Genomic DNA, 14255 nt, shown 5'->3' with positions numbered 1-14255 from the left:
CTGCTTCTTTTGCTAATGAGAATGGTTTCCATTTAGCATGAAGGAATGCACCTTTCCGTTGTAAGTTCGCTTGATTCCGAATGCCGCGAAGAAGCTTCAGAGCGGGTGGCGGTCGCTAATCCAGGATCCGTTGTGGTCCACCATGACCTGCTGGAGGGCTCCGTCGTGCTCCGCAGGATCCGGCTGGGTCAATCACTCCTGGAAAGGTCCGAAACCATCCTTGAGCACGGATGCCTTAGCTGCACGGTGCGCTTGGACGTGGTCCCCACAGTGGAACGGCTGGCCGGGCTCGGCTATGGTCACGCCGTACTGGGCCTGCCGCCCGGGGTTTCCGTTGAAGCTGCGCTCACGGACATCCGTCGTGCCCTGGGTTCCGCCGTGACGATTGACAACGCGGTGCTCGCAGTGGACCCGGCGGAGCTTGAGGACCACATTTGGGACAAGCACACGCTTTACGAATCCGGCTTCACCTCGATGCCGGAGGATGACCGTACCAGTGGCGAGTTCCTTGTGGGGGAATTGCTGCGTGTGGATACGGTGATGGCCCAGCCTGGCATCGGTTCCAGGCTTGGCCCCATCCTTGGTGGCGGACCGGCAGAAGCGTCCGAAGCTTGGGGTCACGGCAATGCCCTCATCAGGCAGCTTGCTCCGCATGCCACGGTCTCGGAGGCCCACGATGTCTTCCGGCCAGGCTGCTACAACCCTACCGAGGCGCGGGCCAGGACCCGGCGCGGAACCGTCAGGGTTCCAGAGGAGGCAGCAACAGGTCCCTTCCACACTGTGCTCCACTCGGTGCCCAGGCCATTGCATCCCGGCCGCTTCACCCAGGCGCTGCCGGAGTTGGCGGCCGGCTCGCACTGGTTGCGCGGTCGCCTCTGGATTGCGTCTGCGGCGAGCAAGAGGATTGCCGTCCAAGGAGTGGGCCCAAGGGTATGGCTGGAGAGCACCGGAGATTGGCAGCCGCAGATCGACGACCGCGGCACAGTCATCGCAGTGACGGGCCGGCAGGATGACGTCGACGCTGGGGAGATCCGTTCGCTTCTGGATTCGTGCCAGGTGTCGGCAGATGAAATGTCTTCCGGTCTTGGGGTCCTGGAAGATCCGCTCGGGCTGGAAAGCAGCCTTTAAATCCGCTACATCCGTGCGGCAACAGAGTGTACAACCATCGCCTACAACCATAAGGAGAACCATGAAAGTCAGAAACTCGCTTCGAGCCCTCAAGAAGATTCCCGGCGCCCAGGTGGTCAGGCGACGCAGACGCACCTTCGTGATCAACAAGAAGAATCCGAGGTTCAAAGCACGCCAGGGTTAGGCGGCCCAACCAGCTGGCAGTTGTTGTCGTTAAAGAGGCTGTTGCAGAATCGTCCGGTACTGATGCAGGCCGAGGTCGATGCCAGGGGTTGCTGCCCGACGAATGGGCTCGGCCCTGCCCGGTCAGGCCGCTTGGGCTCGGTGGAGCTTCATCAGGTTATGTGCGGTGGCGGCCAGGTGGAGTTCGCTGGCTGCTTGTTTGAGCCCGCGGCGTGAGAACCTGTCGAGGATCTTCTTTAGGTTCCCGACCGTAGGCTCCACTGTCGCTCCGCGGCGTTTATAGAGGGAGTGTCCCTCTTCGGTGCGCAGCCTGTGTGCCATCGACTGCCTTGGCGTCGCCCCTTCGGGTGGCGGTCCGTCCATTTTCTCCGTTGCGGCGGCTTTGGCCTGGTCGCGTCCCTTACCCAGCGCGATAAGCCGGTCGGGCCCGGGAGCGCCCAGGTTGGCGTTGCTGGCGTAGCCGGCGTCGGCCAGCACGGTTCCGATTCTGTGCACCGGGCTGCCGGTGGTCTCATGGCAGCGTGTCGCCGCGTCCTGCGCCGCGCGCATCATTGGCACCAGGCAGCGCAGGTCGCTGGTTGACTGCCCGAGGCTGACCGCGACGATGAGGTGATCGCCGGTGACCGCGACCTGCGCGTTGTACCCCTGCAGGAACCCGCGGCGTGTGGGCATGATCCGTGACTGCGGGTCGGTGGTGTTCGCCACCGCAGAAGGCATCTTAGTGCCGGCATTCACATCGGATCCCTCCCGCTGCTGCTGCGCGGCCCGGGCCGCCTTGACCACCCGTTCCGCCCGCCGGACCCGCGTGCTTTCATCCAAGGGCACAGGCGGACGGCCCATGGGCTTCTTCCCAGCCGCCAGGAGCCCGGCGTACCGGTCGAGCTTGGCCTGATGCATGCCGATCTCGCGGGCCAGGTGAGCCTCGGCCTCGGCCAGCCGGTGCGGTCCCTCGGGGATCCGGCCTACCACCGGCTTCCCCTCCTCGGAACGGCGCCGCCGCGCCAGGGCCGCGTCCTCCCGTGCCGCCTCGTCAGTCTTGCGGCGTCGGGCCTGCTCGGCGATCTCCTTCACTGCGGCGCGGATCCGGGCCTGCCGTCCGGACGGGTCGGCGAGCCCTGGTGGGACCCGGTCCTCCAGCACGTCGTCGGTGGACCGGGCCGCGTCTTCGGCAGCGTCGGCTGCTTCCGCCTCGGCGACCATCTCCCGCACTTTCTGCTGCAGCCATTCCTGGCTACGGTTCGCGTCGATCGAGGCGTTCGCGGAGATCTTCGTCCCGTCGATCGCGACCGTGCCGAACCGGGCTAGTCCGGCCCGGGCGGCGACCAGCAGCACCTGGGCGAAGAGGTCTTCGAATGCGTCCTGGCAGTCGGAGCGGAATCTGGCGATCGTGCAGTGGTCCGGTCCGTCCTGTGCGCACAGGACCCGGAAAGCGACATCCGTGGAGCACAGCCGCTCGATCTGGCGAGAGGATCTCACCCCACGGCAGTACGCGTACATCAGCAGAGCCAGCAGCATCCGAGGGTCATAGCCGGCAGCGCCAGCACCGCCGACCTTGCGGCTCTTCTCCAGCCCTGTCGTATCCAACGCCTCGATGGTATCGATCAGGAACCACGCCAGATGGTCAGGCGGTAGCCATTCCCTCATGTCCACAGGAAGCAAGAACCCCTGATCCCGAAGCACCGGCCGGAACGATTTCGCCATGAACACCATCATCCAAGAGCATGCCTACGAAGGATTGGAGCAACACCGAGCGATTCTGCAACAGCCTCCATAACGACAACAACTGCTACTCAGTTGGGTGCGGACTGATTAAATGGAGCCTGTGCCAATTCTGAATAAAGACATGACCTTGTGCATTTCGCTCTCCGCCCGCCCCAGCAACAACGGGACGCGCTTCCATAACCATCTTTACGAGCAGCTGGGCCTGAATTGGATTTACAAGGCGTTCGCTCCCACTGACCTCGCTTTGGCAATTGCAGGGGTCAGGGGACTGGGCATCCGCGGCTGCGCCATCTCGATGCCGTACAAGGAAGACGTCATCGCCCTCGTTGATGCCATGGATCCATCGGCCAAGGCCATCGACTCAGTCAACACGATCGTGAACGACGGCGGGAGGCTGACCGCGTACAACACTGACTACACCGCGATCGAACAACTGCTCGAGCAGAATGCAGTGCCCACCAATTACTCAGTGGTCGTCCAGGGAGCCGGAGGCATGGCCAAAGCGACCGTGGCGGCCCTTCGCGATGCCGGCTTCAAGGACGTCACCGTTGTTGCCCGCAACGAGCAAACCGGCCGCTCACTCGCCGGGCTGTATGGCTTCCGTTGGAGGCCGGAACTCGATGGCGCCACTGCGGACATGATCATCAACGTGACGCCGATAGGCATGGCCGGAGGCATGGAGGAAAACTCGCTGTCATTTCCGTTGGAGACGGTGGATGCCGCAAAAGTGGTGTTCGATGTGGTGGCCCTGCCTGCTGAGACTCCGCTTATCAAGGCGGCGCGGGCAGCAGGGAAAGTCGTGATCACCGGGGCCGAAGTGGCCACTATCCAGGCACTGGAGCAATTCGTGCTCTACACCGGAGTGCGGCCCACAACAGAGCAGGTACGTGCCGCGGAAGAGTTTATGCGCGCCCAGTAGTGACGGGCTCTACCGCAACAGCCACTCTTTCCTCGCCGATCCGGGTGAGGACCAGGGTGGCTGTTCTGCCGTTCCGGGACTTGCCGCCCCCAAGGAGCTGCTTCCGAAGCTCTTCCGGCGTGACGGCCGTGCCCCGCTTCTTGATATCCAGTACGCCGATTCCGTTGGCCCGGACCCAGGTCTTGAGGGTCTTGATGTTGTAGGGCATGACCTCCAACACTCGATAGGCCCGCGCGAAGGGAGTGTCATGGAGTTCGGGGGCACAGAAGTAGGCGATGTGCTCATCCACCAGATGGCCGCCCAGCCGGAGAGCGACGTCGGCGACCAGTCCCGCGCGTATCACGGCGCCGTCGGGTTCGTAAAGGAAGCCCTCTACCGGTCCCACTCCGGCCACCGGGCCGCCGTCGAAGTCTTCTGCACTGTTGATTTCCGCCGCGCCCTGGGGCCCCAGCACCAGCGCTGAGCGCCGGATGCCCGGGCGCGCAACGCGGTTAAACCACAGGCTTACCTCTGTGACGTCGCCGCCCACGGACACCCACTGGGCCTCGCACCCCTTGGGAATCGAATCGTGGGGCATGCCGGGACCCATCTTGACTCCAACTGCCCGGCCAGAGGCCGCGAGGGATTCAACATAGGACAGCGGGGGAGAGAAGTCCTCAGGGTCCCAGATCCGCTTCGTTCCCGACGTGGATGTGGTGCGGCGGGCAGGGTCAAGCCAGACGCCGTCCACACCGTCGAGGGAAATGGCCGTCGCGTCGGCGTGGACTACCGTTGCGTGCGGAAATGCCATCAGATTGATCGTGGCGCAGGCTGCGGTGGTCTCATCCCGCTCGACTGCGGTCACCTTGATGTCCATCGAAGCCAGGGCCATGGAATCGGCGCCCAAGCCGCAACCGAGATCCGCCACATGCGACGCGCCTGCCTTCACGAAGCGCTCCGCATGCCTCGCCGCGACGTTGAGCCGCGTGGCCTGTTCGAGCCCAGCCTGGGTGAAAAGCATCTGCCTGGCGAACTCCCCGAATTTTGCCTCGGCTTTGGTCCGCAGCCGTGACTGCGTCAGGACGGCGGACACGAGTTCCGCCGGGTGGCCGGCCTTGCGCAGCTCCGCATTCAGGCTGAACGATTCGGCCTCGTTGTAGGGTCCAAGGGACGCGAGGAGCTCCCAGCCTTCCGTCGTGAGCAACGGGGCAATCTGGTCCGGGGATGCTTCAGCCATGGCAACAAGCCTACTGTCAGGTCCTGCCGCCACCGACCCTCGGCGCTCGTAATCCGATCCTCGGAGGCGGGATCCTGCCGATAGGGTTGAAGCATGGAAGACAACGCAGCATGGCAGCCCATCGACAACAAACGACCGGAAACCCTGGCCCCTGCGGAGCATTCCCCCGCCCCTACCCTTTCCCGGATCGCCCGGCCCGCCCTGATTGCCGGCATCACCATAGCCCTCGTTTGCCTCGCGCTGCTGATGATTGTCTTCGCCCTTGATTCCTTCAATGCAACCGTCTATTCCGTGAACGGCAAGGACATCCAGGACGCCACGGAAGAGGCGCGGGAGATCCGTGACAGCTACGCCGGGACCCGCTTTGGAGCGGTCGTGGGACTGGTGGCTGCCGCCGTCGTCGCCCTGGCCAGTGGAGCAGCCCTGTTCCTGAACCGCGGAAAGACGCCCCGGAACACTGACGACGACGGCGAGGACGTGGACCTCGACGACCTCACCGGCCGCTAGGCGGCAGGCAGGGGAATCCCCGCCGAGCGTTCACCTGAGACGAAACGCTGGCACTCGCCTTGACCGAGTGCTAATGGCTTACATAGAGTCTTCATTAGCACTCTCCCTAGGAGGCTGCTAATAAATACCGCCAGGCAGCAACCGGCACCGCGACGACGGTTTGCACGCCACGGCACCCCTAGTCTGTTAGTCCATGAATTAGCTCATGAAAAGGAGAGATCCGAGTGTCGGTCTCGATTAAGCCTCTTGAGGATCGTATTGTTGTTCGCCCGCTCGAAGCAGAGCAGACCACGGCTTCCGGCCTGGTAATTCCGGACTCCGCACAGGAGAAGCCGCAGGAAGGCGAAGTTGTTGCAATCGGCCCCGGCCGTTTCGATGACAATGGCAACCGAGTGCCGGTTGACGTAACCGTGGGTGACGTTGTCATCTACTCCAAGTACGGCGGAACCGAAGTCAAGACCGGCGGCAACGAGTACCTCGTGCTGTCCGCCCGCGACGTTCTGGCGATCGTCGTAAAGTAACTTCCTGGATCCCGCACCATAGATCGAGTCAAAGTCTTTGGCCGATTCCGTGGTGCGGGATTTCCGTCTTGAAAGGACAAAACCATGGCAAAACAGCTTGCGTTTGATGACGCAGCCCGCCGTGCGCTCGAAGCCGGCATCGACAAGCTGGCCAACACCGTCAAGGTGACCCTCGGCCCGCGCGGCCGCAACGTCGTACTGGACAAGAAGTGGGGTGCCCCCACTATCACCAACGACGGCGTGACGATCGCCCGCGAGGTCGAACTTGACGACCCCTACGAGAACCTTGGTGCCCAGCTGGCCAAGGAAGTTGCCACGAAGACCAACGATGTCGCCGGTGACGGAACCACCACCGCAACGGTCCTGGCGCAGGCCCTCGTCAAGGAAGGCCTGCGGAATGTTGCCGCCGGCGCCGCCCCAGGCGAGATCAAGCGAGGCATCGAGGTTGCGGTTGAAGCCGTTGCCGCCCGCCTCCTGGAGAACGCCAGCGAAGTTGAAGGGACCCAGGTTGCCAGCGTTGCAGCCATCTCGGCGCAGAGCGACGAGGTCGGCGAACTGCTGGCCGAGGCCTTTGGCAAGGTGGGCAAGGATGGTGTCATCACCATTGAGGAATCCTCCACCACCCAGACCGAACTGGTCCTCACTGAGGGTATGCAGTTCGACAAGGGGTACCTGTCCCCGTACTTCGTCACCGACGCTGAGCGGCAGGAAGCCGTCCTTGAGGACGCGCAGATCCTGATCAACCAGGGCAAGATCTCCTCGCTGCAGGAATTCCTGCCGCTGCTGGAGAAGGCCCTGCAGGCATCCAAGCCGCTGTTCATCATTGCAGAGGACATCGACGGCGAGGCACTGTCCACGCTGATCGTCAACCGCATCCGCGGCACCCTGAACGTTGTTGCAGTCAAGGCACCGGGCTTCGGCGACCGCCGCAAGGCCATGCTGCAGGACATCGCGACCCTGACCGGCGCACAGGTTGTTTCCCCCGAACTGGGTCTCTCCCTGGACACCGTGGGCCTCGAAGTTCTCGGCACCGCCCGCCGCATCACGGTCACCAAGGACAACACCACCATCGTCGACGGCGCAGGCTCAGCCGAGGACGTTGCGGACCGTGTTGCACAGCTGCGAGCTGAGCTTGCACGTACCGACTCCGACTGGGACAAGGAAAAGCTGCAGGAACGCCTGGCGAAGCTCGCCGGTGGCATCGGCGTCATCAAGGTTGGTGCAGCCACTGAGGTCGAGCTGAAGGAAAAGAAGCACCGGATCGAGGACGCCGTGTCCTCCACCCGCGCTGCCCTCGAAGAAGGCATCGTATCCGGTGGCGGTTCAGCCCTCATCCACGCCCTCAAGGCGCTGGACGAGGATTCCGCAGTCAAGGCCTTGGAGGGTGACGCGGCAGCCGCCGTTGGTATCGTCCGCCGCGCCTTGGTCCAGCCGCTGCGCTGGATTGCCCAGAACGCCGGCTTCGACGGCTTCGTCGTGGTCAACAAGGTTTCCGAGCTGGAAGACAACCACGGTTTCAACGCCAAGAGCGGTGAATACGAGGACCTGATCGGGGCCGGCGTGATCGACCCCGTCAAGGTCACACGCTCAGCCCTTCGCAACGCGGCCTCTATCGCGGCACTGGTTCTCACCACCGAGACCCTGGTTGCAGAGAAGCCCGCCGAGGAAGACGAACACGCGGGCCACAAGCACTAATCGCCCCCACTCTGCCGAAGGCACTCGTTAAAGCCACTCGCTAGAGTCGCTCTAACCGGAGGGCCCCGACCAGCACTGAACTGCTGGTCGGGGCCTTTCGCGTGCCCGGCCGCAGGCGTAGCGTGACGCGTAGAAGACGGATATGGGCAACGACGTCCGAGCACAGTTCTGTATCGGGAGGCCTCATGAACCTGCCTGGAACAGCCCTTGACTTGGGGCGGAGCGCGTACGCGGAGCACCGCTGGAGCGACGCCCTTGCGCACTTCAGTGAGGCCGAACGTGAGGGAGGGATCCCGCCGCAGGACCTCGAACGGCTGGCTACCGTCGCCATCCTGCTGGGACATTCCACAGAAGGCATCGACACCCTGACAAGGGCCCACGAAGAATTCCTGCTGATGGGCGACATTCCTTCGGCTGCGCGTTGTGCAGGCTGGTTGGTGATGCACTTCATGAACCAGGGGGAAAAGGCACGTAGCTCCGGGTGGTTGTCCCGCGGACAGCGCCTGCTCGGAGAGCTGGAGGAGACGTGCCCGGAGGAGGGCTTCCTCCTGATTCCGGTGGCATTGGGCACCATGTACGGCGGTGATCCCCATGCCGCGGCCGGTCTTTTCGGGCAGGCCCTCGGCTATGGGAAGCGTTTCAATGACAAGGACATTTCCGCCCTGGCGCAACTGGGGCAAGGAACGTCCCGCATCATCCTTGGCTTCCGTGATGAGGGACTCGCGCTGTTGGATGAGGCCATGGTGGCTGTGACAGCGGGGGAGGTTTCCCCCATTCCTTCAGGCATCATTTACTGCGCCGTCATCGGAAGCTGTCGCATGGCCTTCGACGTGCAACGCGCCCAGGAATGGACTGCCGCGTTGGATCATTGGTGCGGCGGCCGGCCGGACATGGTGATGTTCAGCGGGCAGTGCCAATCGCACCGGGCCGAACTGTATATCCTGCACGGAGCTTGGGAAGAGGCCTTGGCTGCCACCCGGATAGCTCAGGACCGTGCGGGTCGTGGGGACGGCTGGGCCGCGTTCGGCGCCTACTACCATCAAGGCGAGGTGGAAAGGCTGCGCGGCGACTTCGCGGCCGCAGAGGAGTCCTATCGTCGTGCACGCCAGGGCGGTTATGAGCCGCAGCCAGGACTTGCCCTCCTGCGACTTGCCCAAGGAAAGATTTCCCAGGCGCAAAGCTTAATTGGGCAGGCTGTCGAAATGGCCGATCCAACCAGCAGGCGCACTCTGCTGCCGTCCGTCGTCGAGATTGAACTCGCCGCCGGTCAGGTGCCTGCCGCCAGGGCGGCGGCGGACGAACTGGCCGCGTCGGAAAACCCCAAACCCCTGGAGCAGGCCATCGCTGCCCAGGCAGAGGGAGCGGTCCTGCTGGAAGAAGGGGATCCCGCCGCTGCCCTAAGGAACATCCGCCGGGCCTGGAGCCTTTGGCGCGAGCTGGAGGCTCCCTTCGAAGCTGCAAGGTGCCGGGTGCTTGTGGGCAGGGCCTTCGCCGCTCTCGGCGATCCGGACACTGCCCTGATGGAGTACGAGGCCGCGAAGACGGATTTCCTGGATCTGGGAGCGGCTCCCGCAGCAATGTACGTGGACAGCCTGACGGGCAATGACAGAGTCGGGAAGTCCGGGCCGCTCACCGCACGCGAGGTGGAGGTCCTTCGGCTCGTCGCCGCCGGGAAGGCCAACCGGATGGTTGCGGCCGAGCTGTACCTGAGTGAAAAAACCGTGGCGAGGCATGTCAGCAACATCTTCATGAAGCTCGGGGTCCAGTCCCGCGTGGCGGCTACCAAGTACGCGTACGATCACGGCCTGTTCCATTGACGAGGCTCCCTGCCGGCACTAGGACACTGGCATCCGGCCCGCCCTCCAAAAATACCCACGTCCCGCCATACAGAATGGGTAATTCTACCGACGCGGCGAGGCATTGCCGGCTCGTACCGTTGAGCACATGAACATTCCAGTTGTCGCCGGCATGATCTCCACGATGCTCTTCGCGGCCAGCATGCTGCCCATGCTGCTCAAGGCGGCGCGCACGAAGGACCTCACGTCCTACAGCGTAGGCAACATCGTGATGACGAACGTCGCCAACGCCGTGCATTCGGTCTACGTTTTCGACCTGCCGGCCGGTCCGGTCTGGCTCCTCCACTCGTTCTATGTGGTCGCGTCCGCACTCATGCTCGTCTGGTGCCTTCGCTACAGGCAGGACAGTGGCCAGGACCGAGCCCAAGAAGCCTCCGAAAGAAGCGCCGCCGAAAGACTACTGGGGGCCGCGACAACTGGAACGTCCGTAGCCATTCCTTCCCTCAATCACTAATTTTGCAAAGGAGAACAGTCATGAACATCGGCCAGGACAGCGGATTCGGCCAGGACAGCGGATTCGGCGGAATGCTGGACACCGTGGTCATCGGAGGCGGACAGGCCGGGCTTGCCATGGGTTACCACTTGGCACGGAAGGGCCGCACTTTCCTGATCCTTGACGCCCATCAGCGGGTAGGGGATGCCTGGCGGACCCGCTGGGATTCGCTGCGACTTTTCACGCCGGCCAAGTACGACGGGCTGCCGGGCCGGCCTTTCCCCGGTGATCGCCTGGCATTTCCCCATAAGGACGAACTGGCGGACTTCCTTGAGGACTATGCACGTGACTTTGAACTCCCGGTGATTCTTGGAGCCCGGGTGGACGGACTGTGGAGGGAGGACTCCCACTATGTCATCCGCGCCGGTGAGCGGCGCTGGGAGGCGCGCAACGTCGTCGTCGCCACGGGAGGATGCCAGGACCCTAAGTTCCCCGCCTTCGCCGCCCAACTGGATCCTTCCATCGTGAGCCTCCACTCCACCGCCTACCGCAACCCGTCCCAGCTTCAGCCCGGCAGGGTCCTTGTTGTCGGCGTTGGCAATTCCGGGGCGGAGATCGCACTCGATATCAGCCACAGCCACGAAGTCCTCCTGGCTGGAAAGCCTAATGGCGAGATTCCTTTCCGGCACGGACGCACGGCGGCCCGGTACTTCCTGCCCATCATCCGCTTTGTGGGACTTCATGTCCTGACCCGCAATACCCCCATCGGACGGAAGGTGGCCGCGATGCCAATTCACGCCCCTCTGATCCGCACAAGGCTTCGGGACCTGGAGGCCGTGGGGGTCCAATCCGTCCACAGGGTCACCGGTGTGCGCGAAGGCAAGCCGGTTGTGGGCGGCGTAGCGGATGACACCGCAGAGGCCCTCGATGTGGCGAACGTGATCTGGTGCACGGGCTACCGGGAGAACTTTGAGTGGATGGACAAGTCCCTGCTGGGCGACGACGGACAGCCCAGCCAACGTCGCGGCATCTCGACGTCGGCTCCCGGGCTGTTCTTCCTGGGGCAGGAGTTCCTCTACGCGGCGACCTCGGCCACCCTGCCCGGCGCATGCAGGGACGCACAGTACCTGGCAGCGCACCTTCCGGCACCTGTCTCTGCCCAGGCACCTGTCTCGACGTCGAACGATTCGGCCAGGTCCATCCGCCAGTCCCGGCGGCCATCGGAAGTCCGATGACCGCGGCCAACAGGGCAAGCCGCGCCATCCGATGGTGGAAGCGATTCTATGGAAACCTCCCCCAGCCGGCTAACCAGGCGGCAGGGGTGGCTCTGGATTTTGCCCTTGAGAGGCTCTTGTCCGCGCCGCTACCTGGCCGCCGTTCCGTCCAGCGCTCGGCAGGTACCGGACTTGTATTGGCTGGTGCCGCCCTCACGTACTGGGCTTGGGAAGAACGCCGACGTCGAACGCTCGGCGACTTCGACCTGGAGCAGCCCGAAGAACTCGTCACCACCGGTCCCTATGCCATCAACCGCCATCCGATGTACCTTGGGTGGCGGTTGATCCATTTGGGTACGGGGGTGGGGCTAGGCACCTCCTGGGTCCTGGTCACGTTCCCGGCCGCAATGGCAGCCGAATTCCTGGGCATCCCCGCCGAGGAGGCGGCAACCGCCAAGAGGTTTGGAGACGCCTACCTCGACTACAGTGCCCGCGTACCCCGCTATCTTCCGAGATGGCGAACCGGCACCGGAAATTCCCGGAAAGTGGTGCCTTAATGGCCTGTGGCGGCTTTGCCTCCTGGGCATCGATTGGTCCGCGCTTATAACAAACCGGTAACATGGATGCTTTGGGCAAAGAGCGTTGAGGAATTTTTTAGGTCATGACTGCACGGATCCATGCTTCTCCACCGGGCCTCACGCGGGCCGAACAGGGCATCCGCAACGCCCATTACCGGCCGGAGGTGCAGGGCCTGCGGGCGCTGGCCGTCCTCATGGTAGCCACCTACCATATCTGGCTGGGCCGGGTATCGGGCGGCGTGGACGTATTCCTGCTCATCTCGGCGTTCCTGCTCACCCTTTCCTTCGCCCGAAAGGTCGAGAGTGGGAGGCCCTTGCAACTCCTGCGCCACTGGCTCCACGTTTTCACGCGGCTGCTTCCCGCCGTCGTCGTGGTGGTCCTGGGCGTCCTGATCGGTACCTGGCTCATCCTGCCGCAAGGCCGCTGGCCCGATATCCTCGACGAGGCGTGGGCTTCGTTGCTCTATCGCCAGAACTGGCTGCTGGCGGACAATGCGGTGGACTACTACGCACAGGACCATTCAGGCGCCAGCCCCTTGCAGCATTTCTGGTCCCTTTCCATCCAGGGCCAAGTGTTCATTCTGTGGCCCCTAATTTTCGCCGCCACCGCAATCCTGCGGTCGCTCCTGGCCGGCTATGGCTACAGCCTTCCCGGAAAGGCCGGCCGATGGCTCGCGGGAATCAGCTATCCGCAGTTGCTCGCAACAGCGTTCGGTACCCTGTTTGCGGCGTCCCTTGCCTTTTCCATTGAGCAGACAGCCCACAATCAGGCCTACGCCTATTTCGACACCCGCACCCGCCTCTGGGAGTTTGCCCTGGGCTCGTTGCTGGCCCTTGCGGTGCCCCACCTGAAGCCTGGAAAGTGGATGCGGGTTGTACTTGGCTGGGCAGGCTTGGCGGCAATGGTGAGCTGCGGGCTCCTGCTTACGGTCGATCGCTCGTTCCCGGGATTCGTGGCGCTATGGCCCACCCTCGCGGCGGCCGCCATCATTATTGCCGGCCAGAGCGGCAGCCGCTTCGGAGCAGATCGCTTCCTCAGCGGCAGGGTGCTGGTGGGGCTCGGAGATAACTCCTACGCGCTCTACCTCTGGCACTGGCCAGTCCTGGTATTTTTCCTTGCGGCCACAGGCACCTCCGCACCTGACGTGGGGCAGGGCCTGGCAGTGCTCGCGACGTCGCTGGTGCTGGCCGTTGCTACCACCCGTCTTGTCGAGCGTCCGCTGAGGGATTGGAAGTGGCCGAAAGTGCGTGCCAGGCGGACCGCGATCGTGGTCGTTGCTTGTGGGGCACTCCTTGCCGGTCCGGTGTCAGTCTGGCAGAACCTCTTGTACGCGGAGGATGCGGCCATCGCCGCCCAACCGAGGGAACTGACTCCGGGAGCGGCCGCGCTCAAGCCCGAGAACGCCGGAAAGCCGACGCCGCAGGCCATGATCATTCCAGCGCCGGCCGCCATGGAGAATGAGTGGGCCGATATCGATGGGCTGTGCACCGACGGAAACGTTCCCGATGACCCGTTGCTGGAAGGGTGCCTGCAGAACACCCGGCCAGAGGTGGTCACCAAGCGGATCGTCGTGCTCGGTGATTCCCATGCACAGCAGTACATGGCGGCGTTGGGGCCCATTGCCAAGGAGCACGGCTGGGAAGTGGTGACGCTGCTGAAGGGTAACTGCCGCTTCGGCGCCGAGTCGGCGGAACGCAATGCCGAGTGCAACGCGTTTAACGCGGCCAGCTCCGCCTACGTGATGAAGCACCGCCCGGACGCCGTCTTTACGGTCGCTTCACTGACCCACGTTGAGGCGCCTTTCGAGACTGAGGTCCCCGGGTACCTGGAAGGCATCAAACCGTTCACCGACGCCGGGATCGACGTCGTCGGCATCCGGGACAATCCACGCTTTCACGAGAACATGCCCGAATGCGTCCAGAAGAAGGGGGAGGATTCGCCCGACTGCAATCCGCCCCTGGAGCAGTCCCTGGCAAAATCGTCACCACTGGACGACTACGCGGGCAAGGTCCAGCGGCTCTATTTGATGGACCTCAGCGATTTCATCTGTGCGAGAGGCACTTGTCCCGCCGTTGTTGGCAACGTCTATGTGTATAAGGACGACAACCACCTCACCAAGACGTATGTCCAAAGCATGATCCCAATGTTCCAGGAACGGTTGTTGGCCGCTACCGGCTGGCGGTGAGTACCGCCGTCGAGGTCTCCGGCGGTGCCGCCGCAGCGGTCCCCGGCCGGGGCACCTGACTGTCCCCGGCAGGGTGCGGTTGCTCACATTACCCGCG

Annotated in this window: 13 protein-coding genes; 11 read left to right on the top strand and 2 right to left on the bottom strand. The window is 63.6% G+C overall.

Translation table 11 applies throughout. From position 1 onward, the window contains the following. Nucleotides 1-45 precede the first annotated feature (45 nt). Complete coding sequence (locus J7E82_RS12545; protein ID WP_214863115.1) at nt 46-1128, top strand: GTP-binding protein; 1083 nt, start codon at nt 46-48, stop codon at nt 1126-1128. Nucleotides 1129-1189: 61 nt separating this feature from the next. Then, nucleotides 1190-1312: a ribosomal protein bL36 gene (locus J7E82_RS12540; RefSeq protein WP_214863113.1), complete on the top strand. Its 123-nt coding sequence runs from the start codon at nt 1190-1192 to the stop codon at nt 1310-1312. Between the two features lie 122 nt (nt 1313-1434). Here J7E82_RS12540 and J7E82_RS12535 read toward each other — a convergent pair whose 3' ends face one another. Next, entirely contained in the window at nt 1435-2955 is a 1521-nt protein-coding gene (locus tag J7E82_RS12535) for a transposase (RefSeq protein WP_251041828.1), read from the bottom strand. Between the two features lie 199 nt (nt 2956-3154). On the opposite strand from J7E82_RS12535, the gene J7E82_RS12530 reads away from it, so the two are divergent. After that, nucleotides 3155-3952, top strand: coding sequence for a shikimate 5-dehydrogenase (locus tag J7E82_RS12530; protein WP_214863109.1), 798 nt, complete (start codon nt 3155-3157; stop codon nt 3950-3952). On the opposite strand, the gene J7E82_RS12525 is transcribed toward J7E82_RS12530, so the two are convergent. Continuing rightward, the gene (locus J7E82_RS12525) at nt 3936-5168 is read right to left on the bottom strand and encodes a class I SAM-dependent methyltransferase (RefSeq protein ID WP_214863106.1); all 1233 of its coding nucleotides are present in this window, start codon (nt 5166-5168) and stop codon (nt 3936-3938) included. The two genes, J7E82_RS12530 and J7E82_RS12525, sit on opposite strands and share 17 nt — an antisense overlap. Before the next feature lie 93 nt (nt 5169-5261). Between J7E82_RS12525 and J7E82_RS12520 the strand changes: the two genes are divergently transcribed. From J7E82_RS12520 to J7E82_RS12485, 8 genes are all read left to right on the top strand, one after another. Continuing rightward, nucleotides 5262-5675 (top strand): hypothetical protein, encoded by a 414-nt coding sequence (locus J7E82_RS12520; protein WP_251041827.1) that lies wholly within the window; start codon nt 5262-5264, stop codon nt 5673-5675. 224 nt (nt 5676-5899) lie between these two features. Continuing rightward, nucleotides 5900-6196, top strand: coding sequence for a co-chaperone GroES (gene groES / locus J7E82_RS12515; protein WP_211711208.1), 297 nt, complete (start codon nt 5900-5902; stop codon nt 6194-6196). A gap of 84 nt (nt 6197-6280) precedes the next feature. Continuing rightward, on the top strand, nt 6281-7891 hold the full coding sequence (gene groL / locus J7E82_RS12510; protein WP_214863104.1) for a chaperonin GroEL: 1611 nt from the start codon (nt 6281-6283) through the stop codon (nt 7889-7891). A gap of 185 nt (nt 7892-8076) precedes the next feature. Next, entirely contained in the window at nt 8077-9708 is a 1632-nt protein-coding gene (locus J7E82_RS12505) for a helix-turn-helix transcriptional regulator (protein ID WP_214863102.1), read from the top strand. A 127-nt stretch (nt 9709-9835) separates the two neighbouring features. Further along, nucleotides 9836-10201: a hypothetical protein gene (locus J7E82_RS12500; RefSeq protein ID WP_251041826.1), complete on the top strand. Its 366-nt coding sequence runs from the start codon at nt 9836-9838 to the stop codon at nt 10199-10201. Between the two features lie 20 nt (nt 10202-10221). After that, a complete protein-coding gene (locus J7E82_RS12495; protein WP_214863100.1) occupies nt 10222-11415 on the top strand; it encodes an NAD(P)/FAD-dependent oxidoreductase in 1194 nt (397 codons plus the stop codon). An 86-nt stretch (nt 11416-11501) separates the two neighbouring features. Continuing rightward, the gene (locus J7E82_RS12490; RefSeq protein ID WP_214863092.1) at nt 11502-11951 is read left to right on the top strand and encodes an isoprenylcysteine carboxylmethyltransferase family protein; all 450 of its coding nucleotides are present in this window, start codon (nt 11502-11504) and stop codon (nt 11949-11951) included. Between the two features lie 104 nt (nt 11952-12055). Further along, nucleotides 12056-14158: an acyltransferase family protein gene (locus J7E82_RS12485; protein ID WP_214863090.1), complete on the top strand. Its 2103-nt coding sequence runs from the start codon at nt 12056-12058 to the stop codon at nt 14156-14158. The last annotated feature ends 97 nt before the right edge of the window (nt 14159-14255 follow it).

Source organism: Arthrobacter sp. ISL-30 (assembly GCF_018613855.1).
In the GTDB taxonomy this organism is placed as follows: Bacteria; Actinomycetota; Actinomycetes; order Actinomycetales; family Micrococcaceae; genus Arthrobacter.
The sequence above is the reverse complement of the archived record's forward strand: the minus strand, read 5'-3'. Positions and strand labels throughout refer to the sequence as shown.